This is a genomic window from Dyadobacter sp. CY327, from assembly GCF_021390415.1.
Taxonomy (GTDB): Bacteria; Bacteroidota; Bacteroidia; order Cytophagales; family Spirosomataceae; genus Dyadobacter; species Dyadobacter chenhuakuii.
On record NZ_JAJUXJ010000007.1, the window covers coordinates 736,381 to 760,505 of the forward strand.

The 24,125-nt window shown below is 45.4% G+C and carries 26 protein-coding genes; 17 read left to right on the forward strand and 9 right to left on the reverse strand.

Going from position 1 to position 24,125, the window contains the following annotated elements; translation table 11 throughout:
- Window positions 1–34 precede the first annotated feature (34 nt).
- Window positions 35–3,493: a PVC-type heme-binding CxxCH protein gene (locus tag LZG74_RS19355; protein WP_233798158.1), complete on the forward strand. Its 3,459-nt coding sequence runs from the start codon at window positions 35–37 to the stop codon at window positions 3,491–3,493.
- 104 nt (window positions 3,494–3,597) lie between these two features.
- On the opposite strand, the gene LZG74_RS19360 is transcribed toward LZG74_RS19355, so the two are convergent.
- Window positions 3,598–4,488: an NmrA family NAD(P)-binding protein gene (locus LZG74_RS19360; RefSeq protein ID WP_233798159.1), complete on the reverse strand. Its 891-nt coding sequence runs from the start codon at window positions 4,486–4,488 to the stop codon at window positions 3,598–3,600.
- Between the two features lie 80 nt (window positions 4,489–4,568).
- On the opposite strand from LZG74_RS19360, the gene LZG74_RS19365 reads away from it, so the two are divergent.
- The 6 genes from LZG74_RS19365 to LZG74_RS19390 all read left to right on the forward strand — a co-directional run bounded on the left by LZG74_RS19365 (window position 4,569) and on the right by LZG74_RS19390 (window position 8,291).
- Window positions 4,569–4,934, forward strand: coding sequence for a helix-turn-helix domain-containing protein (locus LZG74_RS19365; protein ID WP_275978147.1), 366 nt, complete (start codon window positions 4,569–4,571; stop codon window positions 4,932–4,934).
- Between the two features lie 21 nt (window positions 4,935–4,955).
- Window positions 4,956–6,272 (forward strand): BNR-4 repeat-containing protein, encoded by a 1,317-nt coding sequence (locus LZG74_RS19370; protein WP_233798160.1) that lies wholly within the window; start codon window positions 4,956–4,958, stop codon window positions 6,270–6,272.
- 74 nt (window positions 6,273–6,346) lie between these two features.
- Window positions 6,347–7,093, forward strand: coding sequence for a ThuA domain-containing protein (locus tag LZG74_RS19375; protein WP_233798161.1), 747 nt, complete (start codon window positions 6,347–6,349; stop codon window positions 7,091–7,093).
- Window positions 7,094–7,203: 110 nt separating this feature from the next.
- Window positions 7,204–7,563, forward strand: a complete 360-nt coding sequence (locus tag LZG74_RS19380) for a DUF1304 domain-containing protein (protein ID WP_233798162.1) — start codon at window positions 7,204–7,206, stop codon at window positions 7,561–7,563.
- 78 nt (window positions 7,564–7,641) lie between these two features.
- Window positions 7,642–7,884, forward strand: a complete 243-nt coding sequence (locus LZG74_RS19385) for a hypothetical protein (RefSeq protein WP_233798163.1) — start codon at window positions 7,642–7,644, stop codon at window positions 7,882–7,884.
- Complete coding sequence (locus tag LZG74_RS19390; protein ID WP_233798164.1) at window positions 7,884–8,291, forward strand: type II toxin-antitoxin system VapC family toxin; 408 nt, start codon at window positions 7,884–7,886, stop codon at window positions 8,289–8,291. Before LZG74_RS19385 ends, LZG74_RS19390 begins: the two co-directional genes overlap by 1 nt.
- Window positions 8,292–8,377: 86 nt before the next feature.
- Here LZG74_RS19390 and LZG74_RS19395 read toward each other — a convergent pair whose 3' ends face one another.
- A complete protein-coding gene (locus tag LZG74_RS19395; RefSeq protein ID WP_233798165.1) occupies window positions 8,378–8,749 on the reverse strand; it encodes a hypothetical protein in 372 nt (123 codons plus the stop codon).
- A gap of 345 nt (window positions 8,750–9,094) precedes the next feature.
- Between LZG74_RS19395 and LZG74_RS26585 the strand changes: the two genes are divergently transcribed.
- The 6 genes from LZG74_RS26585 to LZG74_RS19420 all read left to right on the forward strand — a co-directional run bounded on the left by LZG74_RS26585 (window position 9,095) and on the right by LZG74_RS19420 (window position 13,639).
- Window positions 9,095–9,340: a DUF3850 domain-containing protein gene (locus tag LZG74_RS26585; RefSeq protein WP_409014519.1), complete on the forward strand. Its 246-nt coding sequence runs from the start codon at window positions 9,095–9,097 to the stop codon at window positions 9,338–9,340.
- 95 nt (window positions 9,341–9,435) lie between these two features.
- On the forward strand, window positions 9,436–9,963 hold the full coding sequence (locus tag LZG74_RS19400) for an ATP-binding protein (RefSeq protein ID WP_233798166.1): 528 nt from the start codon (window positions 9,436–9,438) through the stop codon (window positions 9,961–9,963).
- Complete coding sequence (locus LZG74_RS19405; protein ID WP_233798167.1) at window positions 9,960–11,489, forward strand: PIN domain-containing protein; 1,530 nt, start codon at window positions 9,960–9,962, stop codon at window positions 11,487–11,489. The genes LZG74_RS19400 and LZG74_RS19405 overlap by 4 nt, the downstream gene beginning before the upstream one ends.
- A complete protein-coding gene (locus LZG74_RS19410) occupies window positions 11,467–11,844 on the forward strand; it encodes a hypothetical protein (RefSeq protein ID WP_233798168.1) in 378 nt (125 codons plus the stop codon). The genes LZG74_RS19405 and LZG74_RS19410 overlap by 23 nt, the downstream gene beginning before the upstream one ends.
- A gap of 69 nt (window positions 11,845–11,913) precedes the next feature.
- Window positions 11,914–12,321, forward strand: a complete 408-nt coding sequence (locus LZG74_RS19415; RefSeq protein WP_233798169.1) for a UDP-glycosyltransferase family protein — start codon at window positions 11,914–11,916, stop codon at window positions 12,319–12,321.
- An 88-nt stretch (window positions 12,322–12,409) separates the two neighbouring features.
- Window positions 12,410–13,639, forward strand: coding sequence for a PIN domain-containing protein (locus LZG74_RS19420; protein WP_233798170.1), 1,230 nt, complete (start codon window positions 12,410–12,412; stop codon window positions 13,637–13,639).
- A 14-nt stretch (window positions 13,640–13,653) separates the two neighbouring features.
- On the opposite strand, the gene LZG74_RS19425 is transcribed toward LZG74_RS19420, so the two are convergent.
- Window positions 13,654–13,863 (reverse strand): helix-turn-helix transcriptional regulator, encoded by a 210-nt coding sequence (locus LZG74_RS19425; protein ID WP_310589349.1) that lies wholly within the window; start codon window positions 13,861–13,863, stop codon window positions 13,654–13,656.
- A gap of 151 nt (window positions 13,864–14,014) precedes the next feature.
- Here LZG74_RS19425 and LZG74_RS19430 point away from each other — a divergent pair, with 151 nt between their 5' ends.
- The gene (locus LZG74_RS19430) at window positions 14,015–14,284 is read left to right on the forward strand and encodes a SymE family type I addiction module toxin (protein ID WP_233798172.1); all 270 of its coding nucleotides are present in this window, start codon (window positions 14,015–14,017) and stop codon (window positions 14,282–14,284) included.
- A gap of 226 nt (window positions 14,285–14,510) precedes the next feature.
- Complete coding sequence (locus LZG74_RS19435; protein ID WP_233798173.1) at window positions 14,511–15,119, forward strand: dihydrofolate reductase family protein; 609 nt, start codon at window positions 14,511–14,513, stop codon at window positions 15,117–15,119.
- A 7-nt stretch (window positions 15,120–15,126) separates the two neighbouring features.
- Here LZG74_RS19435 and LZG74_RS19440 read toward each other — a convergent pair whose 3' ends face one another.
- Together LZG74_RS19440 and LZG74_RS19445 are read right to left on the reverse strand one after the other, a co-directional pair.
- The gene (locus LZG74_RS19440; protein ID WP_233798174.1) at window positions 15,127–16,203 is read right to left on the reverse strand and encodes a spore photoproduct lyase family protein; all 1,077 of its coding nucleotides are present in this window, start codon (window positions 16,201–16,203) and stop codon (window positions 15,127–15,129) included.
- A gap of 86 nt (window positions 16,204–16,289) precedes the next feature.
- Window positions 16,290–16,865 carry a helix-turn-helix domain-containing protein gene (locus tag LZG74_RS19445; protein WP_233798175.1) on the reverse strand — a complete coding sequence of 192 codons (576 nt, stop codon included), beginning with the start codon at window positions 16,863–16,865 and terminating at the stop codon, window positions 16,290–16,292.
- Window positions 16,866–17,145: 280 nt separating this feature from the next.
- Here LZG74_RS19445 and LZG74_RS26420 point away from each other — a divergent pair, with 280 nt between their 5' ends.
- Window positions 17,146–17,787 carry a glycine zipper family protein gene (locus LZG74_RS26420; RefSeq protein WP_233798176.1) on the forward strand — a complete coding sequence of 214 codons (642 nt, stop codon included), beginning with the start codon at window positions 17,146–17,148 and terminating at the stop codon, window positions 17,785–17,787.
- 88 nt (window positions 17,788–17,875) lie between these two features.
- On the opposite strand, the gene LZG74_RS19455 is transcribed toward LZG74_RS26420, so the two are convergent.
- Window positions 17,876–19,438: a M81 family metallopeptidase gene (locus LZG74_RS19455; RefSeq protein ID WP_233798177.1), complete on the reverse strand. Its 1,563-nt coding sequence runs from the start codon at window positions 19,436–19,438 to the stop codon at window positions 17,876–17,878.
- A 162-nt stretch (window positions 19,439–19,600) separates the two neighbouring features.
- On the opposite strand from LZG74_RS19455, the gene LZG74_RS19460 reads away from it, so the two are divergent.
- Window positions 19,601–20,884 (forward strand): Gfo/Idh/MocA family protein, encoded by a 1,284-nt coding sequence (locus tag LZG74_RS19460; protein WP_233798178.1) that lies wholly within the window; start codon window positions 19,601–19,603, stop codon window positions 20,882–20,884.
- Window positions 20,885–20,893: 9 nt separating this feature from the next.
- Here the strand turns inward: LZG74_RS19460 and LZG74_RS19465 are convergent, their stop codons facing one another.
- The 3 genes from LZG74_RS19465 to LZG74_RS19475 all read right to left on the reverse strand — a co-directional run bounded on the left by LZG74_RS19465 (window position 20,894) and on the right by LZG74_RS19475 (window position 24,054).
- Window positions 20,894–21,253 carry a type II toxin-antitoxin system HigA family antitoxin gene (locus LZG74_RS19465; RefSeq protein WP_233798179.1) on the reverse strand — a complete coding sequence of 120 codons (360 nt, stop codon included), beginning with the start codon at window positions 21,251–21,253 and terminating at the stop codon, window positions 20,894–20,896.
- A 10-nt stretch (window positions 21,254–21,263) separates the two neighbouring features.
- Window positions 21,264–21,566, reverse strand: a complete 303-nt coding sequence (locus tag LZG74_RS19470; protein WP_233798180.1) for a type II toxin-antitoxin system HigB family toxin — start codon at window positions 21,564–21,566, stop codon at window positions 21,264–21,266.
- Window positions 21,567–21,657: 91 nt separating this feature from the next.
- Window positions 21,658–24,054, reverse strand: a complete 2,397-nt coding sequence (locus LZG74_RS19475; protein WP_233798181.1) for an ABC transporter permease — start codon at window positions 24,052–24,054, stop codon at window positions 21,658–21,660.
- Between the last annotated feature and the right edge of the window lie 71 nt (window positions 24,055–24,125).

Here is a 24,125-nt window from a genome sequence, read left to right on the forward strand (position 1 = left end):
AGATATAAGGGCGGTGCTAGCTGCCTACAAAAATATGAAAGCAACCAAGTTACTATATGGAGCGACGCTTATGGCAACGATCCTGCTGACAACCTCTTCCAATAAGGTTCAGAACGTTAAAGAAGATCCCGATCCGGATGTTCAGAAAGAACTCGCTTCCTTCAAGGTTGCGGATGGCTTCGAGGTCACATTGTTTGCCTCCGACCCGATGGTGGCCAAGCCTATTCAGATGAACTGGGACGCGGAAGGGCGTCTATGGGTGGTGAGCAGCACAGTTTACCCGCATTTAAAAACGGGTGAGTCGGCTAATGATAAGATTTTTGTTCTGGAAGATACGGACGGCGATGGCAAGGCTGACAAGTCAACCGTTTTTGCCGAAGGACTTATCCAGCCCACCGGAATTTTGCCGGGTGACGGTGGTGTATATGTGGCCAATTCAACCGAGATCCTGCATTTTTCGGATACGGACGGCGATGGCAAAGCAGACAAAAAGCGCCGCGTGCTGAACGGTTTCGGAACGGGTGATACGCACCATTTGATCCATACATTCCGCTGGGGACCGGAAGGAAGAATGTATTTCAACCAGTCGATCTACATTTATAGCCACGTAGAAACGCCCTTTGGTATAAAACGTCTGGAAGGCGGCGGCGTATGGGCGCTTAACACACGTAACCTGGACATGGAAGTGTATGCGAGAGGGCTGGTTAACCCCTGGGGACTGCAATTTGACCGTTGGGGACAATCGTTTCTTACGGACGGAGCAGGCGGAGAGGGCATTAACTACGGGTTTCCGGGAGCAACATTTGTGACAGCGCCAGGCGCAGCACGCATTATGCGGGGCCTTAATCCCGGTCAGCCTAAACACAGTGGTCTGGATGTGGTTTCAGGAAAACATTTGCCCGACACATGGCAAGGCAGAATGATCACCAACGACTTCCGCGCCAACCGGATCAATAGCTTCAAACTCGAGGAACAAGGCGCAGGTTACGCTTCAAAACAGGCAGACGACCTGATGTGGACAGACAATGTGGCGTTCCGTCCGGTGGATATCAATGTGGGTCCCGATGGCGCGATATACGTGGCCGACTGGTATAACCCAATCATCCAGCATGGAGAAGTGGATTTTCACGACCCACGCCGCGATCAGCAGCATGGCCGCATCTGGCGGATCGTCGCAAAAAACCGTCCGCTGGTTACCAAGCCGCAATTAACAAAAGCAAGCACCACGGAGCTGCTGGAATCATTAAAATTACCCGAAGAATGGACACGCTTGCAGGCTAAGCAGGTTTTGAAGGCAAAAGGCGCCAAAGAAGTGGTGCCCGCTTTGGAAAAATGGGTGCAAGGTTTGGATAAAAATGATGCGAATTACGAGCACAATCTGCTGGAAGCGCTTTGGGTTTATCAGACGCTTGAAACATTTAACCAGCCGATTTTACTTGAATTGCTGAATGCAAAAAGTCATAACGCGCGTGCAGCAGCATTGCGTGCGTTGGAATTATGGTTTCCAAAAGTGCAGAATGTGCCTGCATTGCTTGCTAAGGCAGTAAAAGATGAACATGCACAGGTGAGAATGGAAGCGGTGATTGCGTTGCGTAAGACCAAAACGGCTGATGCCGCAAAAAATGCATTATCTGTTCTGGACGGGCAAATGGATGAATTTCTGGATTTTGCATTATGGCAAACGGTGAGAGAATTGGAGCCGATGTGGCTTGCTAAAATGAAAACGGAACCGAATTTGTTGGGCGATGCCAAGAAAACGGCTTATGCATTGAAGTCGGCAACAAGTCCTGAGGCAGCGTCGCTGCTGGTGCAGCTTTATCAAAAAGGCCAGGTTCCGGAGGAATATCAGAAAGATGTGCTCACCAGCATTGCAAGGCTGGGGCAGCCGTCTGACCTTAATATGCTGCTGGATCTGGCACTGACCAGCAAGGATAAAAACGCTGCTGCCCAGCTGGCCGCATTGGAAGATGCTGCTGGCCAGCGGAATGTGAAACCTGACAAATCACCCGAGCGAATCGCGGATTTCATTGGTAACGACGACGAAGCCGTAAGCCTGAGCGCAATCCGGTTGATCGGTCTTTGGAAGTTGACGCAGCTGAATGAGCGTCTGACCGGCCTGATCCAGTCAGGCACGCCAAGTACGAAAAAGGCAGCATTGGCCTCATTAACAGCCATTGATAAGGAAAAGGCGACAAAACTAACAGTGGATATGACCGGTGCAAGGAATGCGCCGGAAGTGCGTATGATCGCCGCGGCGCAATTGGCCAAACTGGATCCCAAAGAGGCAGCACGCATCGGATCAGAACTGATGCGGACATTGCCAGCCGACACCGATATGAGCGATCTTTTTATGGCATTTATCTCAACCAACCCCGGAGCTGCCGCATTAGCTGACGCGATAGCTGCCAAGAAAATTCCGGAAGCCACGGCCAAAGCCGGTCGCCGCCTTGTACAAACGCGCGCCGGATGGACGCGTCAGAACATTGATGAGATGCTTGCACTCAAAAAAGCACTGGAAGCCTCAGGCGGCTCAATGCCGACACAGAAAATGCCACAGGACCTGAATGATGACCAAATCGCTGGCCTTGCCAAACTTGTGCGGGAAAAGGCAGATCCCGCGAAAGGGGAGCAAATTTTCCGCAGGGCTGAGGCAAGCTGCACAACTTGCCATGCCATTGGTGGCGCAGGTGGTCTGATCGGGCCGGATTTGAGCAGCTTGGGAACCAGCTCACCTCCTGAAACCATTATCCGCTCCATTCTTTATCCAAATTTATCGATCAAAGAAGGTTATGACCTGAAACGTGTCGTGAAGAAAGATGGCTCCGAAATGTTGGGTTACCTGGCCAGCGACGGTGCATCGGAGGTGATTATACGTGACGTGACGGGCAAGGAGGTTTCCATTGCCAAGAGCCAGCTGCAAGTGATGGAAAAAGTCCCGGGTTCCCTCATGCCTCCCGGCCTCACCGCCAGCCTCGACCAGACTGAGTTTATCAATTTAGTCGGCTTCTTAACAAAAATGGGAGAATCCGGAGACTTCCGCGTGCCCAACACCAGGTTCGTAAGACGCTGGGAAAGTGTCACAGCTGATAAACAAACTGCCAACAGAATGAGCGAAGGTGCATTTACTGTAACAAAGAGTTCAAAGGTCATATACGCACCCGTTTACAGCAAAGTCTCAGGAGAGCTGCCACTCGACGAAGTGCCCGTTGTGGAAACCACGGCCGGTAAATCGTTCAGCGTTGTCCGTTTTGAAATTGAAGTTTTAACAAAAGGCAGCGTAACATTAACCTCAAACATCTCAAACGGAGTCACCGCCTACATCGCCAACAAACCCGTAAAAATGTCTGGCGACAACATTACAACCAACCTAACCCCGGGCATCCACCAAGTTACCCTGGTCATCGACCGTAGCGCGGTAAAAGATGGAGGTTTGAAAATAGCATTAAAAGACGCAGATGGCGGAGCACAGACGCGGTTGCGGATGGGGAAATGATAGGGAAGTAATATCTAGTTTAAAATGCAAAAGCGACCCTGGGATGTTCAGGGTCGCTTTTTGTGTTACTGCTTCCAGGATTTCAGGCGCTTTTTTAAGTATTACTAAGCTCCCGCATACGCCCCGGCAAACTCCTTCGCAAAGTCTTCCAGTTTGTAGCTGCCCAGCTGCTCGGGGCGGTTTTTCCAGTATTCTTCCTGCATTTGCCCGCTTCTTAGAGCCTGGCCCATTTCTTTGTAGAGTTTCGCGAAGCTTTCGTTCAGGCCCGCACCGAGCATTCCGTTGTAGGCGTCTTCGTCTGAGAATGTGATCCAGGGCGTGTTTTCTTTACCGACTGCGTTGCCCAGGATTGCAGCAATTTCGCTTGGATGGCGCTCGTCATTGGCAATGTTGGTGACGGTAATCTCTTCGGTGGGGTTTAGTAATGCTGCTGTTGCAACCTCAGCAATGTGGTCGGTATGGGTTAGAACCAGCTTTTCATCCGTGTCTCCGAAATTATTGCCTGCAATGCCCGCGTGCTTGATCATGCCGGCGAGGCTGAACAGGTTGGAGAAGAAGTAGGAGGGGCGGAGGAAATTTACATGCAGGCCTGGCAGTGCCAGCAATTTCTCTTCGAGATAACCCAATGCATCGATCGGACCTGCACCTTTCCGCATTTGTGCACCCAGGCTGCTGAGGAGCACGATGTGCTTAATGTTGCTGCCTTTTAGTGCCTCCACATATTTGTCAGCCACTTCTAGCTGGAATTTGGCATAATCAGTAAGGGCGAAATCGCTTGGGATCATCAGGTAAGCCACTTCTGCGTTTTGAAATGTGTCTTTCAAAAATGCTGAGTCAGTCAAAGAACCAATAGCGGCTGTTGCGCCGAGGGATTCGATTTCTGATTTTTTGGCGGCGCTGCTGCTGATAACAGTTACGTCGTGTCCGGCAGCAACCAGGTTTTTTGTAACGGGTCTGCTGATATTTCCGAGTGATCCTGTGATGATATATTTCATGTTGTTTTTTTGTTTAATGATGTTGCAAAGCTATATTTGTACTTACTTTTCTACAAGTACTTACCCCAAAGTATGTATCCATGACAAAGGTCAAAGAAAGCTCGACGTACAATGCCAACCGGGAAATCGTGATGCAGGAATGCCCGGTCACTTATGTGATGAACAAGATTGGTGGACATTGGAAACCCATTATATTGTATCACTTACTGGCGGGCAGCAAGCGCTATTCGGAGATCAAGAAGGAGATGCCGCACATTACCGAAAAAATGCTCATCCAGCATCTCAAACAGCTCGAAAATGACAAATTACTTATCCGCGAAGCACGGCCGGTTGTGCCTCCTTTTGTAACTTACACGCTCACCGATTCTGGCCGGGACCTCCAACCCGTGATCCAGGCCATGGCAGAGTGGGCTTTTAAGGATATGAAGAGACAAGCGTTTGTTTAAGTTGTTTAATAAAAATAAAAGATGAAAATCCGCCTCCTATTACTGGCATTTGTGTGCTTGTCGGTCAAGCTCAATGCGCAGAACGTGTCCACATTGACCGAAGACGGTGCCTGGTGCTGGTTCAGCGATCCGCGGGCCATTTATACAAATGATAAAAACGGCCAGATTGTCACAGGCTGGGTCACGAAGTCGGGAGATATTGTTGCCGCGTCCCTGAATCTGAAATCCGGAAAAACCGCTCAGAAAACGCTTTATACCAAGCTGGAAATAGACGATCACGACAATCCAGCATTCCTGCAACTCCCCGACAACCGCATTTTGACCCAATACACCTGGCACGGCGGAAGCAAAGACGGCATGGGTGTGATTCAGAACAGGACATTGAAACCTCTGGATATCACAACATTCTCTGATTCCGTTATTTTCAAACCGCAAACGCCCGAATTACTCGCCAGATTTAAGCGCGAGACTTACACATATGCCAATCCGTTCCTGTTAAGTGCAGAAAACAATAAGATTTATAGTTTTGGCCGTTGGATAGGCTTTAAGCCCAATTTTATCACATCAACTGACAATGGTAAAACCTGGTCTGACCCCAAGGTGGTGATCACTTCCAAGGCTTTGGACACCAATAACCGGCCTTACGTCAAATATTTTTCCGATGGCAAATCAAAGATCCATCTTCTTTTCACAGATGGCCACCCCAACGCAGAGCCGCTGAATTCGGTTTACTATTGTTATTACGAAAAAGGCGCATTCTGGCGCGCAGACGGCACGAAGATTGCGGACATTGATCAGCTGCCCTTTCATCCGTCCGATGCCACAGTTGTTTACAAAGCCACACCCGAAACGGGCAAAGCCTGGATATTCGACATGGTGATTGATCCAAAAGGAAGGCCCGTAGTCGCTTACACGCGCTATCCTACTAATGAAAATCATCAATATTACTACACCGTTTTTGATGGTAAAAAATGGAACGACCATCATCTGATCGACTCCGGAAAGTGGTTTCCACAAACGCTCGAAGGCAAAAAGGAGCGCGAAGAAAACTACTCCGGCGGCCTGACAATTGATCCGCTGGATCCTTCCATTGTTTATTTTTCGCACGAGGTCGGTAATGTCTTTGAGATCTCAAAAGGCGAAACACGCGATCTTGGTAAAACCTGGAAAATAACGCCCGTTACCCGAAATTCAGAGCTGGACAATGTTCGTCCTATTATCCCGCGCTATAAAAAGAAAGGCGACAAAAATGTGCTTTTATGGATGCAAAACCGGAAATATGTGCACTATACGGATTACGACACGCGCATTGTCTGGAAAGATTTGACCGCTCGCTGAAAGTATATTCGGTGCGCTTTTTGTTTTAATAGTAATTACAAATTCCCCGTTTAAACAACGAATCTCAAAACATTATGTTCAAAAAATTACTGCCACTGCTTCTTGTCATCGTGAGCGCGGCATACGCCCAGGCGCAGCAGTTTAAAGTTTTATTATTTACCAAAACAGCTGGTTTTCACCACGTTTCCATCCACGAAGGCGTGTCCGGAATCCGCAATCTGGCTTCCCGCCACAATTTTTCGGTCGACTGGCAGGAAAACGCAGATGTTTTTAACGACAAAAGCCTGGCCAACTACGCAGCCGTTATCTTCCTGAACACCACCGGCGACGTGCTGAATGACGCGCAGCAGGCGGCATTTGAAAAATACATTAAAAGCGGAAAAGGCTATGTAGGGATCCACTCCGCAGCTGATACAGAGTATGATTGGGCCTGGTACGGCAAGTTGGTAGGGATGTATTTCAAAACCCACCCTGCACAGCAAACAGCATTTCTGGACGTAAAGGACAGCAATTTCCCAGGCCTGGAACGCTTCCCAAAACGGCTGCTTTGGACCGACGAATGGTATGAATACAAAAAACCATACAACGCCGACGACCTTAAAATCCTGATCACCCTGGACGAAAAATCCTACGATCCAAAAACCAATCAAGGCACCGGCATGGGCGCCGAACACCCTATGTCCTGGTATCACAACTACGACGGCGGCCGCGCATTCTACACCGGCCTGGGCCACATTGGTTTGGTTTACTCAGATCAATCGTTTCTCGACCACCTATATGGCGGGATTTACTGGGCTGCTACTGGGAAGGGCTTGAAATAGCAATCAGACATTGAAATAAGAAAAGAGCTGGCCAATTCCTACATTAGAATGGTCAGCTCTTTTTTCGTTAATATTGAGAATAAAAAGTCATAAATCTAACCCAATCCTTCATGGAAATCCTCGGCAAAATCCTCGTCGGCCTCGTGGCGCTCGAACATCTTTACATTCTCTACATTGAAATGTTCGCCTGGGAAACCAAAGGGAAGGAAATATTCAAAGGCTCCCTCGCCCCGGAATTGTTTAAACCTACAAAAACATTAGCAGCCAATCAGGGACTGTACAATGGATTCCTCGCAGCGGGCCTGATTTGGTACTTTTTTCTCGAAGGTCACTGGGCATTCCACATTGCCATTTTCTTCCTGACCTGCGTAATCGTCGCCGGCATTTATGGGGCCGTTACAGCAAGCCGAAAGATATTTTACGTGCAGGCATTGCCGGCGATTGTGGCTTTGGTGGTGTTGCACTTTTAATTTTATACGAATTACATTAGGCAGACACTTTTTGCTTCGAATGTTGCCTCTTGATAGTCAAATTTCATAACTTGCGTTATGATGAGCTACACAGACAGACATATTGTGAAAACATATTCAGGCTTGTTCGAAGGACTTAGTTCTTCTGGCAAAAGGGAACTGATTGAGTCACTTACAAAGTCGCTCGATACGGAAAGTAATGAAAAGGATGAAAAGTTTTTCAAATCCTTTGGAGCCTTTTCGGCAGAAAAATCTCCGGAAGAAATTGCAGCTGAAATCAAAGCCAGCCGAAAATTTAGAAAGAAGGATCTGGGTTTCTGATGCAATATCTGCAGGACACAAATATCTGCATTTTCTTCCTCCGAGGTAAGCTTAACCTTGACGAAATTATACGGTCGAAAGGCAGAGAAAACTGTTTTATCTCAGAAATCACAATCCTTGAACTCCGTTTTGGCGCGGAAAATAGTGCGAATCCTACAAAATCCCACAAGGCCGTAGATGCCTTTGTCGCTGGCCTTTCCATTATTCCAATCTTTGGTTCAATTCGCCTTTACGCAAAAGAGAAAGTCCGGCTCAGAAAAATAGGTAAGCCTATCAATGACGAGTTTGATCTATTAATTGGCGTCACCGCTATTCAATACAAATTGGTTTTGATCACCGATAACGGAAAAGATTTTGTGCGCTTGGATGGTTTAAAAATAGAAAATTGGTTTCCGCGGAATGCCTAGCAGACAGCTAAAATAACTAATCCTTGTGTGCTATAATGGTTTTAACGTGGGCGTAAACAATTACGCCGCACGTTATGATATTTTGTTCAAGCAAAAAAGCTAGGTTTTTGCAGGTAACCAGGCTCCCAGCTAGAATCTCTTCTGCGGAGTGAACGTGAAACCGTCAGGACTTCTTGCAAACGTTTTTCCGGATCGCTCATCAAATCCTGGCTATGCAAATACTGACCAATGATCTCCCATTCAAAAGAATCCTCGTGAGCATCATAAATTCCAACCGGAATACGGTTCCCATCCGTCATCAACATCCCCAGCACCTGCTGCGCCTCTTCCTCCGACGAACATCCAACATGCTGATACTGGCCTTTTAGTGTGTAAAGAACGGAGTAACGGTTTTTTGTCAATCCGTTTCCTCGCGCTTGCTTCTTATTTTCTCTGAGGGAATTTTTTAATCTTATCATGATTGCTGTGTTTATATCTCCGTTCGGCATGCTGTTCATTTGTTTGTTGTAAAAGTTATAAATGAACGGAGATGTTTTAAATTTTGAAGCGGCTGTATTAGTCGCTCAAAGTTATAAACGCAGGTTGTGTGTCAATAGTTTAGCGGAACTGGTGTGGAGGAGTAAGTTCTTCTGATGTTGAAGGTGTTTGGTGGAATAGTACAATTATATCGCAAGCTGAATAACACATTTGGAACCTATTAAATGTATTTTTTTTGTCTGCCGATGATCGACAATTTTTTGCGATTCATGTCTCTAAGAGTGGTAGCTTTGTATTCGATGATTTTACCAATACTAACAACAACGATGACGACCCATTACCTGAAATGTCTTACTGAACACTTTAACAGAAGCGCTTCTGGACTGAAAAATTATGAAATTAGGCTGAATGACAGAGATTTTCAGATTGGGGATAGGATAGTACTTCAAGAGTACGATTTAGCTAAAAATTCCTATCTGGGTAGAGAGTTGGAGAGGAGAATCGAACATATTCTTTACGGAGGACAATTTGGATTAGATAGCGAGCACGTAATTCTTGAACTAAGTATTTAACCGAATATTTTCGAATTCTTACCGAATAATAAATGGATTTGAAGTTTTAAGTAAAAAGTCAGAAGATATGACTTGATGGCAGAAAACCCTCTGCAATGTTCAAAAATATCATCTTTGTTGGCGGGATTCATGGTGTCGGGAAAAGTACATTATGTATTCCGGAAGCTCAAATCCTTGGAATAGAATATCTTTCTGCCAGTGAAGTTCTCCGCTGGAAGGAAATCTCAACCAGTGTAGAAAACAAGAATGTCGAGAACGTAAGTTTTACGCAGGATAGACTTGTGACAGGACTGAAAAATATTATTGAAGAGAATAAGACTTATATTCTCGACGGGCATTTTTGTTTGTTTGACGCCAGTGGCATAGTTACAAGAATACCCGAGTCTACCTTTGTTCAAATGAACCCTGCTGCTTTTCTTGTAGTAGTGAATGATCCCAAAGTAATAGCGACTAGGCTTCAACAGCGAGACAATCGACAGTATATTGATTCCAATCTGGCTGAAATGCAGCAAGAGGAAATTGAGTATGCTAAAATATTGTCAGCAAAGTTAAGCATACCAATTCACATCCATCCCGCGGATAATAGATCTGACATTCACGAAATCCTTCTAAATATTCAATGAGAGTTTTATTAGACACCAATATTGTTATTCACCGAGAAACAAGCAAGATAGTCAACCCGGGAATAGGAAAGTTATTCGGTTGGTTTGACAAGTTTGGTCATCGAAAGTCAATTCACCCACTGACAGTTCAAGAAATTCAGACCCATAAAGATGAGAATGTTGTTAAAACGATGTCTGTGAAGCTTGACAATTACTATTTGTTAAAAACTCTCGCGCCGCTGGATGCGAGAATTCAAGACATTATGAGTCAGTCAGATAAGACAGATAATGACATTAATGATTCAAAATTGCTCAACGAGCTGTTAGCTGACCGCGTGGATATTTTGATCACTGAGGATAAGAACATCCATAAAAAGGGCAAAAAGCTGGGAGAAGAGATAGCAAACAAAATATTTACTATCGAACGATACCTCGAAAAAATGAACAGTGAAAATCCTGACTTTGTAAATTATAAAGTGCTGGCCGTCAAAAAGGAATATTTCGGCAATATTGATATAAATGATCATTTTTTTGATTCCTTCAGAAGAGACTATGACGGGTTTGATAAATGGTTTGGGAAAAAATCTGATGAGATCGCTTATATATGTTACGAGGAAGATCAGGTTATGGCCTTTCTTTTCCTTAAAGTGGAAGAAAAAAGCGAAAATTATGAGGATATAACGCCAGAATTTCCCCGGAAGAGACGCTTGAAAATTGGGACATTTAAGGTTACACTAAATGGATTCAAACTTGGTGAGCGTTTCTTAAAGATCATATTTGATAATGCTGTAAGTCAAAGGGTGGAAGAGATTTACGTCACCATTTTTGAAAATACCCAGGAACAGAAAAGGTTGATAGAATTACTGAAAGAGTGGGGATTTGATCATTGGGGCACAAAGAAGTCAGGATCAGGCGAAGAAAATGTTTACGTAAGAAATTTTTCGAAAGCCTATGATTCAAAAAACCCGAAGCGTTCCTACCCAAATATCAGTGTGCGCTCAGATACATACATTATCCCTATCTATGGATCTTATCATACTGATTTGCTTCCAGATTCAATATTAAAGACTGAAAGCCCACTTGAATTTGTTGAGAATGAGCCACATAGGAATTCCATAAGCAAAGTGTACGTGTCAAGAGGAAGAAATCGGTCATTGAAAGTTGGAGATAATATTATATTTTACCGCACTGGCGACACTGATCCGAAGTTATACACAAGTGTGATAAGCACAATAGGGATTGTTGAGTCGGTCGTAACAAACATCGCCGACGAAAACGATTTTGTTAGATTATGCCGAAAACGAAGTGTTTTTACAGACGATCAACTAAGAGCTCAATGGAACCATAAACAGAATAGTAGGCCATTTATCGTGAACTTTCTATACACTTATTCGTTTCCAAAAAGAATTAATTTAAAACAGTTGTTAGAAATTGGAGTAATATCTAGTATTTATAATGTTCCACGCGGCTTTGAAAAGATTAGCACCGATCATTTTTTATCAATAATTGAAAAAACCAACACAGATGAAAGTATTATTGTCGATTAAGCCGCAGTTCGCTGAAAAGATATTTGCCGGAACTAAAAAGTATGAATTTCGAAAGGCGATTTATAAAGATAAGAATATAAAGACTATTGTGGTGTATGCATCATATCCCGTACAAAAAGTGATAGGAGAATTTGAGGTTAGTTATATTATTTCAAAGAGTCCAAAAACATTGTGGAAAATGACCAAACAAGATTCAGGAATTTCAGAGGAATATTTTGATGAGTATTTTGGCGAAAGAGAAGTCGGATTTGCCATACGCGTAGCAGAAACCTTTGAATACCCAAAACCTTTGTGTTTGAAGAAGGATTTTAATATTAATTTTCCTCCGCAATCATTTCGATATTTAGAAGATTGAAATAATTATCGACTTACTACTAGATGATCGCAACGGATTATTCGACAATAGTTTAAATAGAATATTAGAATGAAATATTTTAACGTAGGAAAAACTCCTGCTAACGTCATTATTAGTAATCCAACGTTTAAATCTGGTGAGTGTTTCATAAATTCTTGTTTGATAGCCAAAGCGAATGAAAACGTTGATATTATAGAGGGAGTGTTAATATCAATCCAAAATGATAAGTCGGTCATAGCAGTTGCCCATGTTTGGAATAGTCTAGATGACAGCCACTTTGATGTAACCAAGGAATTAATATGGGATATTGATCCTATATCTGAAACTATAAAAGAGTTGTTATATATTCCTACGAAGGTTCATAAATCAATTGATTGTAACGATGGTGATATGTTCGAATTTTGTGCCAATACTTTATATGAGCGTGATGCGATTAACGATATATTGAAGGGTAAATCCGATAATACTCAAATTTAATTTTGCGATTTCTAGGATCCGTGAAATGTTTGGTGCGAAAGATCATGCAATACTGTCAATTATATCTTATTTTAATTCCATATAATTCATGTATCATATTACACTCGATACAAATACTTGGATTTATCTTGCCAATGGGACTGAACCAGTAAGGATTTTGCACTACATAGTTCATGAGGTCGAAAAAGCCAACATAACTGTACTTCTTCCCATAACAGTCAAAGATGAGTGGAATACACATAAGGATAAAACTGTCAAGCAAGGAATTTTAAAGCATTTTAATGATGTAACATCGGATTTGAAGAGAATTCTTAAACTGTTTGGCGACAAGAAACAAGTGAAGATCCAAAACTTTTTGTTCGACAAAGTTGATGATCATATTGATAAATTTGCTGATTTGGTTAGCGGCTTTAAGACAAGTAGAGAGAAAGTTGAGGAGGCAGTTGCAAATAACATCGGTATAATCGACAAGCTTTTTCGGGAACGATGTGTTGTAATTGAGATTAGTGACAGTGTTTTTGTCAAGGCGGGAAAGTATGCCTTAGCAAAGAAAGCCCCTTTTAAAATGAGGAACAGCTTCGCTGATGCCGTTATCCTTTTTAGCTTTTTGGAGTACGTAAAAAGCAACAAAATTGAGCAAAGTATGTTCATCTCATACAATACCGATGATTTTTGTGAGAATAAGGAGGGAAAAAAACATTTGCATCCTGACCTTGTTGATGAATTTAATAATGCAGGTAGTCGGTTTTACAAAATTGTTGGCGAGGCAATTAGCACCATTAAGGAGGACATTGTGTCAAAAGAGGAGTTAGAACATATTATCAAATGGCAGGACGAGATAATGGACGAGGCAGACATAGAATATTGCCGGATCTGTAATTCTAATAATGAAAGATTTAGCCCTTTATATTTTAATACGTACTCTAAGTTGGTAGACAATCGGCCAGACTCGTACTTTGATCCAAATCAACTAAAAATTTTCCCCGATCTTCATAAAGACGGTATTCATGATGAAGATCGGTCAGTCATCGACGTTGGTCACTGCAGTTGGTGTAATGGCGAGCACTTTATATGTGTCGACTGTAATACCGTGAATGAAGTTTTAGAGAGCGAGTACAATAGTATTAAGGAGTGTGAAGGGTGCGGTCTTAATTATGTGGTAAAAAGGACACATGACCATGACGGCTTTCATACATCAAAATACTTCATTTTACCCTTAACTGTTTTTTGTGACAGATGCGGTTTGTCATTTGACAATCAGGATATATCCGACGGCTTTTGTAAGAATTGTGTAACAGAGAGCTTTCTGCAAGGATAGTATTGGTTTAGCGATCATCCTGCTGTACTTACCAACAACTCCCTAATATCCACTTTCAAAAAAACCGAAATCTCATACAATGTCTCCAATGTGGGTTGTATTTCATTCCTAGCCCAACGCGAGACAGTGGTTTCAGTCTTACCCAAATGTTTGGCTAAATCTTTGCCAGACCTCTCCTTCTCCACAAGTACAAGCTTTATCCGATTTAGACGCTTTTTTGACACGAAATGCTGATTTATAGCTAGATCGTGTAAATAAAATATAAAAAACTCATAAATTTATAAGAACTTTTTTTGTATATAAATCTTAATATTGTGTTGATTTATTTTGCAGTTGTTACTATTTAGGGTACTATTGTATTCTAAATCTTAGACAATGACACACGAAAAAAAATCCACACCACCCACCGAGCGACACCTAACAGTTTACAGCAAACACGTTCCCCGCGCTTGGCACCAGTACGTGATAATGCCAGAAATCAGGCTTCGTGGGAAGTGGCTGCTGGATGCGGGGTTTGAATGTGGGGATGAGGTTACGGTGCGGTGTTTTGGGAACAAATTGGAGATTACGCTTAATCCTCTGCCGGAGCCGGAACCTGCGCCGGTTCGGAAACGGCGGTTCCGGCGCAGTGAGGTGCTTTCCTAGGCTTCGCTATTTCAGCTTTTTTCGGAGCCAGGCTCTGGTGGGTTATGCATAGCCAATGACGTAGCCGGAGAACAGGAAAAAGAAGTTCCCAGCAAGATAGCCGTGGTTGACAACATTTGTTGTCGCATTCGCCCCTCCGAATCGACGCATTCGCACCGCGTTTGTTCCCATACGTTTGCTGAACTTGCACCCATCAAACAAATCTTCAACATTAACTTTAAACGTCATGAGAAGGATCATCATCAATGAATATTTGAGTTTGGACGGGGTTATTCAGGGGCCTGGTGGGCCGGATGAAGATACGTCGGGTGGTTTTGAGCTAGGTGGCTGGTCTGCGAATTATGCGGATGAGGTTACCAGGGAGTCGCTTTTTGCTGTGCTGAATGCGGATTACGATCTGCTCTTGGGGCGGGTTACATTCGATATCTGGGAACCGTACTGGCCGAAGCAGGAGGGGCCGATTGCGGAGAAATTTAATGGGATTAAAAAATATGTTGCTACCAGAACGCTTTCGGAAACGAGTTGGGAGGGCACTGTTTTGCTTGATGGTGACACGGTTGAGCAGATCAAGGAGCTGAAAGCCAGTGACGGGCCTGATCTGCACATGTGGGGCAGCGCTGATTTTATTCAGACACTGTTTCAAAATGGCCTTGTCGACCAGATGAATATCTGGATTTATCCGGTGGTGCTGGGCAAGGGAAAGAGACTTTTTGCCGGAGGAACATTACCGAGCGGCCTCAAAATGACCAAGCACGCGGTGTCTTCCACGGGTGTGGTCTGCGCCTCGTTTGAATTCAATGGTGAAGTGCCGGTCGGTAATGCTGCGGACGATTAAGGGATTGCTAGAATGCGTAACGGATCTGACAATACGGTAATTGCTCTTTCACTGCATTCACCAGCTCACTTACGATCTCGCGCTTAATGTTGTTTTTATAACGAACATTTTTCTGGCCGGTCTGGCTGTATTTCACCTGCTGAATGTCTGGCTTCCAAAGCACTTCTTCGGCTTTGGGATGCCAGCCCATGTTCACTTCGTGGAGCCGGTCGTTGTGGGTCAGGAAAATGATCTCGGTCGCGAGCTGCGCTTTGGTGGCTTCGTCCAGGACGTCGTTCATTTCGTCAAACAGTGCATACCAGTCGTCGAGCCAGCCTTCGTAGTAAATGACGGGTGCAAAACTCACATTTACCTCATAACCAGCCTCCCGGAATTCTTTCATGACCGCAATACGCTCGCTGACGGGCGTCGTACGGACGTCGACCAGCTTGGACATCTGGTGCGGCATCAGGCTGAAACGGATGCGGGTTTTGCGCTGCGGATCATAACTGAGCATTTCCCGGTTTACAAATTTCGTCGCGAATGTAAGCTTGGCATTGGGAAGATCCTTATACAGGTCGATCAGGTTTTTGACATTGTCACAAATGGCCGCATCGGCAGAGCAATCGCCGTTTTCCCCGATTTCATACACCCAATATTCCGGGTCAATGGCGTCCGGCTCGGTCTTGATTCCTTGTCGCCCTGCGTGACCGCGGAGATATTTCATGATCTGCTCAATGTTAACAAAAATCGAAATAGGATTGGCATAACCCTTGCGCCGCGGCACATAGCAATAGGAGCACGACATGGTGCAGCCGTTGGACTGCGAGGGCGCTACCCAATGCGAGCTGCGCGTATTGGCCCGACAGGTCAGGCCTTTCTTCGTCCCCAGGATCAGAACATTCTTTTTGTTCCAAAGCCAATCATCGACTGAGCCTTCGAAGCCAAAAAGCTCCGGGATTTTCCAATGCGAATCCACTTCAATACGCTTTGCATCAGGATATTTGGCTAAAATCTCCCGTCCGCGCTCATAGGTAGGAACGTCCGGTTCCATATAAATTTCATGGATTGTGAGCAGGTCGTCAATGGTTTTCTGATGAAGCATAGTGATGAAGTTTCCGGCCTTTCGACAAAAAGCCTGCCAGCAGCGAGCCTATGCAAAAACAACCCACTACGCAAGATTCGGCACTTCTAAACCCGCGCAAACTCCTGCCGCCCGACTCCTGTAATTTTCTTGGTGGTAACAATGATGTAAATGGTGTTGGCCACATAAAACAGCAGCATTACCGGCATCATGAAAAAGGGATCGATAAAAATATCGCCGAAAAATAGCGATAGGATAATTAGTGCTGCACTACCAAAAGTGAAGACAGACCAGATGATCTGCGTGTTTATAATGCGTTTGCCAAGTTCAGCGACACCATTGATTTTATTTCTCTTCAAAATCCAAAACACAAGTGGCACCAGGATATTCCCAAAAGGAATAAACCACATTGTCAGTGCCGAAAGGTTCATCAATTTCAAAAAGCCGGAATCTTCGTCCATGACAACCGGCGACTCGTCAACGAAAACTGAAAGTTCCTGTACAGACACATCCAGTGCCCGTGCCAGCAACCGCAATGTTTCGCCACGCGGAATAGCGTTTCCTGTTTCAATGCGTTGCAGAGTTCGCAGGTTAATGCCTGCATTTTCCGCCAAAGCCTCCTGTGAAAGCCCCTTGCTCTTCCGCAAAACACGGATTTGTTCAGATATGGTTAGTTTGCTCATAATAAAGTTGTTTTGAAGCAAATTTAGAGCTTGAATTTAGCGTTTTGTTGCGGTTTTGTTGCGGCGTTTATGCGGCAAAAGAACAGATTCAGGTTTCCGCACCATTGATTCATCCACGTAAGCCACCACAGCGTGTACGTTTTAGGCACAGGCGGCTGTGAACTAGCCTATCAGATTCAGAGCCGTAGGCTCGACCGATATCCGAACGCCGGGTTTTAACCCGGCGTGACGTCACTGATGATTTTAATTCTCATAAGCAATAAATAAAATAAGAAAAGTAGTGCTTGACCTCGCCATCACCTCAAAACACCTTAGAATTGTAGACAACCTCATCACTTTGTACAATTGCAGGATGGCGTTTCCCCGTATCGGGCTTAGGAAGCTGGATGCGGGGAATGGGTTTATTTACTTTGGCACGGTTTTAGGACTAATCCGTGATGTTAACCAACCTAACATCAAAATGAACAAGTTACCCATTTCGATCATCAGTGCGGCAATTTTCATGGCATCGTGCAACAGCGGCACTAATAAGGAGGCTGCTTTACTGAAAGAAAAACAGTTCGCGATCGATTCTATGAAGCATGTGATGGAGAAAAAAGCGATTGTGGATTCAATGAATACAGTGATGGCCAATCGCGAAGCAGAGAAAAAGGCTGAGGAAGCGCGTGTTGCGGAAGCAAAAAATACCGAGGCTGTTGCGACAAGCACAGCAGCGCCAGCAGAACGACGTAAAAAAGGATGGAACCACACGGCAAAAGGTGCAGTAGTAGGGGCGGGAACGGGTGCAATTACAGGAGCACTTGTTAACAAAAAACGTGGTGAGGGTGCATTGGTAGGGACATTGATCGGTGCCGGTGTAGGAGCAGGAACTGGTGCATTAGTAGATAATTCACAAAAGAAGAAAAGAAGAAATAATAATTGATCACACACATTTAAGGCAAACACACACAAATAGGCAGCGATCTCACTTCATGTGAGATCGCTTTTTTGTTGTATGCCATTTACACAAATTATTTGGCGCCGGAAGCTGGCACGAACTGCGCTTTCAAATCAGGATCTTTCATATCCTTGTCCAGTGGAAACATAGGTCTTTTAATGCGTTTGTAGCCCAGCGTTTCCAGATTTTGATCCACTCCGCCAGGGGTTAATGCCAATATCCAGTCGGCGCGCATGTTGTAAAGCTCGGGTTCGAGGTAACCGATTTTAACCACCACAATGTCCGCTTTCCTTGGGTTCAGGCCTAATCTTGTAAAATCCGCTTCCTTATGGTAAGGTTTGCGCTTGGCAGTTACGATGATGCGCACGCTTCCTACTTTTACAACGACCTCGGTTTCTGCATTGCGGTCACCGTGCTCTATGGCCTCCACAGTGCCCACAAGATGGAGCGGCGGTGCGAGGCGGGAATCCACTTTTGCACCTGCATAGCCATCGACTTTGTTACCCACACCGGCTGCTATGGCTGCTTTTACGAGATCCGGGCCGGGAATGGAGGCGTAAATCAGTGCGGGGCCCTTGTCATTCTTAAATTCCGGGCGGGCCAAAATCTCCTGCAATGTCCAGGTTACATCTCCCGCGCCGCCCGCCGTCGGGTTATCTCCCGAATCGCTGATAAAGAATGGGTGTTTCTGGCTTTTTACGGCTTTGTCCAGGGCTTCTTTCAATGTGCCCGTCGGTGCAACGAATTCGAAATCTGATCTTACTTTCCAAAAGCTGGCGGCCAGTTGCTCCGCCGTTTTGGACACAACAGCTTTATCATCGCCGGTTACCATCACAACAGCGTGGTTACGAGGCTCGTCTGCCCAGGCATAACCAATCCATATCGCCGCATCGATCACGCCAGGCTGGGCCGCAGCGGGAGCTACTTTGGAATATAATGTTTTACCAGGCTCAATCCGGGTGCTCGTTTTTTCACCGGGCAAAAGGATCGGAACCGGGATCCAGGCCTTATATGCGGGTTTTCCTTTGCCGCTTTCAAGCCGTGAGAGCAGATTGTCAACCGCTCGTTTCTTGGATTGCATGGCATCTTCGTGCGGAGCCATCCGGTAGCAAGTGATAAGGTCGGTATTTTGCGCCAGCCGCCAGGATACATTGCCATGCAAGTCCATGGAAGTTGAGATAACGGTTTTGGTGCCGATCACTTCGCGGATCCGCACAATGAAATCACCTTCCGGATCATCCAGTCCCACCACGCTCATAGCGCCGTGAATGTCGAAGAAAAGTCCGTCATAAGGAGCACCTTTTTTTAGCAACGCCAATGTTTGCTTTACAAGCGATTCATAGGCCTCACGCGTCACCGCACCGCCAGGAAGCGATTTACCCATCAAAGTAGGGACCCAGTCGGCACGGCCGCGGTTGGCCGAGTCTTTGGCAAGAAATGGGTATGAAGTAAAAATATCGGCGCCATATTTTGCTTTAAAAGCTTCCTCGGTGGTCAGGGCCGGGGAGAACGTGCTCGACTCTATGCCCAGTCCCGCAATGGCCACGCGGGGAAGCTTTTTGTTGGCATTGCCCTGCGCATTGATTTGGGTGAGGATAAGACAAAAACAAAAAATCAGAAAAGGAGAATGTTTCATATGCGATACGTTACCAAAGTGGGGTTAGGATTGCTTTGGTTTGAAAAATAGGTAAAAAACCGGAGAATTTAAGCTTAACCCCATGTGCTTCTTAGAGTAATTTTTACCTTTCAATGGCCTTTAAATCAAATACGAACCACCTAAAACCTTAATCCCAAAACTATGAGTGTGCATACCAACAGGAGAGATTTTGTTAAAATGGCCGGGCTCGGCGCGCTTGGCTTCACGATTTTGCCATCTCTTTATGGCAAAGCTGCCGCCAGCGACCGCCTGCGTATTGCACACATTGGCGTGGGTGGAATGGGAAATAATCACATGAAATGGTTTGCAGATCTGCCGGAAGTCGAAATTGTGGCGCTTTGCGATGTGGATGAGCTGCATCTGGGTGAAACAAAAACAAAGCTAGAAGCCATGAAGCCAGGCATTAAGGTGGATACTTATGGCGATTTCCGCAGGATTCTTGATCGCAAAGACATTGACGCCATCACCGTCGCCACACCGGATCACTGGCATGCGCAGATTGCTACGCTGGCATTTCAGGCCGGGAAGGATGTGTATGGCGAGAAACCGCTCTCTTACTGTCAGCGCGAAGGCAAAATGATGCTGAAACACATGGAAAAGAACAACCGCATTTTCCAGATGGGCAACCAGATCCATGCAGGGGATAACTTTCACAGGGTGGTTGAAATCATCAAATCGGGAGCCATCGGGAATGTGCACACCGTGCGCTTATGGAAGCAGTCGACCACCAAAGAGCTGGGCTCGCCCACCGTTCAGCCCGTGCCAAAAACGCTGAATTGGGATATGTGGCTCGGGCCGGCGCCATTTACGGAATACATACCGGAAAAATGTCATTTTACATATCGCTATTTTCTGGATTACTCGGGAGGGGAATTTGCCGATTTCTGGTGCCACATTGCGGATGTCGTGTATTCCGCCATTCAGCCAAAAGGTTTGAAAAAAATCAATGCAAGAGGGCAAGCCTACACCGGCATTGCCGATGCGCCAAAGACGTTGGATGTCGATTATGAATTTGACGGATTGAAAATTTTCTGGACGACATTGCCTCCCAACATTCCCGGTGCGGCAGAGCAGGGGATAGGGGCATTTTTTGAAGGGGATAAAGGAACGCTCATGTGCGATTACAACACCCGGAAGATCAACATTAACGGCGAAACAATGACCGATATAGCCACCGTTCCCATCACAAACCCAAGGTCACCGGGTCATCAGCAAAACTTCGTCGACGCAGTCAAAGCCAGAACACAACCCGAATCCAACCTCGCCTACGCCCGCGATCTCACCATCCCCATGCACTTGGGCCTGATTTCCTACCGCCTTAAAAGAGAACTAACCTGGAATGCCGACAAAGAAAAATTCGTAGGAGACAAAGAAGCAAACAAGCTACTCTCCCGCAAGCCAAGGAAGGAGTGGGATTTGGTGTAGTAGTTTAATTTAAATCAAAAGGGTTTTGGCCGGGATCCCGAAGTCGTGATATAATGACTTGATCATTTTCAACGTCAACGGTTTCTTCCCGCCCAACACTTCTGAAACCCTCGATTTGGTCCCGAAATATTTTACAAGGTCCTTTTGACTTAAACCATCTTCCTCCATTTTGTATTTGATAGCCTCCACAGGATCCAGTTCAGGCATTTTGTGGTGCTCATTTTGGTACTTTTCTATGACCATTAAAAGCAGTTCCAACTGGTCACCCTCCGGTGTATTCGGCTTTGCTTGCCAAATTTCACCCAGGTTGTCCAGCGCTTCTTTGTAGTCAGCGGTTGTTTTAAGTGGTTTTATCTTGTAATTCTTCATTGCCTGGCTTTTATGAGTGTTCAACAGTTTTGGCATCTATCCGATCATAATCCTTATGTGTGCCAACAAATTTGATCCAACAAGCTTTGAACTGGTAATTGAATGAAACGATCAGCCTGAATTTATTCCGGGCAATGTTGAACACTATTCGATCATTGCCAACAAAGTCGGCATCCTTGAAATCCGCGATAACTTCCTGGGGCGTGCTGTAATTGTGGCTGTTCATTTTTTCATACCAGCTCAGTAACCCAATTCTGGCGTCAGTGTGTGTTTCCCAGAATTCTTTCAAAGTGCCTTTCGCAACAATTCGCATAAGGATACAAATGTATCAAAAGTTCCTTAATTTGGAACTTGTGACAATGCGTAGTAATATATTCTTCAACCTCGACTTTGCACTTTTTTTATTACTGCACTTTCAACGCATCCGTCGGATTCATCCATGCGGCTTTTAGAGATTGGAAGCCAATGGTGGTTAGGGTGATAATAAGCATTAGAAGGGTTGTGATAATGAAGATTCCCGCGCTGATATGGATGTGATATGCGAAGTTTTGCAGCCATTGGTTAGTCAGCCACCAGCCCAGCGGGAATGCAATGCTCATAGCTATGATCATCAGGATCATAAAGTCCTTAGTTAACATCGTCACAACATTGCCAGCGGTTGCGCCGAGCACTTTCCGGACGCCGATTTCCTGTCGTCGGCGATTGGCTGTGAATGCTGCGAGGCCGTATAAGCCGAGGCAAGAAATGATGATTGCCAAGGCAGCGAAATATTTGGCCAGTTGTGCTACAAGTTGCTCCGACGCGTACTGGCGCTGAAAATCGTAGTCCAGGAACTGGTAATCAAAGGCATAGCCAGGATTGAAACTTTTATGAAATGCCTGGATATTTTTTAAAGTTTCTTTTTGATTTCCGGCGCTGATCCTCGCCATTACCAGCATTGTTTCTGCCGGGGAAATGTAGAGGATAAATGGCCGGACTGCTTCGTGTAAGGAGTTGAAATGGAAGTTCTTGGCTACTCCCACAACCTGCCTTTTCTGCCCGCTTATCATCACCATTTTACCGATTGGGTCGCGAAGTTCCATAGCCTTTACAGCTGCCTCATTCAGAATGATGTTGGATGCTTCATTACCATAGCGTTTTGAGAAACTGCGCCCTTCCGCTATTTGAATGTTCATTGTTTCGATCAGGTCGTAGTTGACAGGCATGCGGAAAAACCGGATCTTGTCGTCAGCATTTTTCCCTTCCCAACGGACGCCCGCGCCATTGCCCGGCAGCATGGCAGGCAGTATCATCTTTTGCTGGATGCTGGAAGCATTAATCACCCCAGGAACCGATTTCAATTGCGCAAGGAACGATTCCGCCTGTTCCGCAACACGACCGTTCATTTCGAAATAAACAACATTATCCTTATCGTAACCGGGACTTTTCTCCTGAACATAACTGATTTGCCGGTAAACAACCATTACAGAAACGATGAAAACAATGGATATGCTGAACTGAAAAACAACCAATCCTTTCCGCACCAAAACCTCTCCCCATGAGCTTGCTAACCCACCTTTCAACGTAAGAGAAGGATTAAAACGGGACAGATGAAACGCTGGATAACTGCCTGCCAATAATCCGGTTCCGGCTGCTGCGCCGCACATGATCAGGATGGTCACTGCATCAAAATGCAGGGAAAGTGCCTCGCCGGTCATGTAACTGAATTGCGGCAGAAGCGCCCAGGTGATGAAAATCGCAATAGATAATGCAAGGAAGCTCATAACCATTGATTCGCCGAGGAACTGCAAGACCAATGTGCCACGCCTTGCGCCCAGCGCTTTCTTAACACCCACTTCCTTCATGCGCATAGAAGCTTTGGCCGTCGAAAGATTCATAAAATTGATGCACGCAACGAGCAGGATAATGATGGCTATACATGAAAAAAGTCTGACATAGGTGATCTTTCCGCCCGTTTGTACGCCATTCTCATAGTTACCAAACAGATATGCATCGGAATATTTCCGAAGGAATAATGTGGAAGTTGAATCGTTGAAGGTGGTTTTTGTCAGGCCAGCCAGCTTTTGGTTGATATGATCTATGTCCGTGCCCTTTTTTAGCACAACAAAATTATCAAACGGGCCGCTGCTGATGCGTTTATCGCCTTTGGGCACAATCTGGTTCCAGGCATCCATGGATAGCAGGAAATCGTGCTGCTGGGATGAGCTGGCCGGGAAATCGGCGAAGACGCCAGTCACCATGCATTTACCTGAAAATGCCTGCCATTTCCATTCCATAATTTTCCCTATGGCCAACTCGGGCTCCCGAAACAGCTTAACAGCCATTGTTTGAGAGATTGCAATGGCGTTTTTATTGTGAAGCACCTCACTCGCTCGGCCTTGTATGAGCGGGACGGAAAATGCATGGAAGTAGTCACCGCTGACGAAATTTCCTCCCGCGCTGATGGTGTTGCTGCCCGCCGTTAAACTGAATGTTTGAAACCACGAAGCGGGCGTTGTCGTCACGGCCGTTTCCACTTCCGGTAGGTCCCTCAAAAGCGTTTCGCCCATCTGATCACCGGTTGCGTTGGAAGTAGCAATGCGGTTTCCAGCTTTTTCATGGATCATCACCTCATAAAGTTGATCGTCGTTCTCATGAAACTTGTCAAAATTCAGCTCGCTTCTGACCCATAGAGAAATGAGTAATGCGCAGGCCAGACCCGTGGACAGGCCAAGCAGATTGAGCAAAGTAAATTGCTTATCCTTCAACAGATAGCGCCAGGAATTTTTGAGATGATTGCGAAGGACGTCGAGGTTTAGCATATGGCTTATAGCTTACATTTAGTGGTTTAGGCACGGAATGTAAGTATGCTAATTTCTATTTAATATACAAG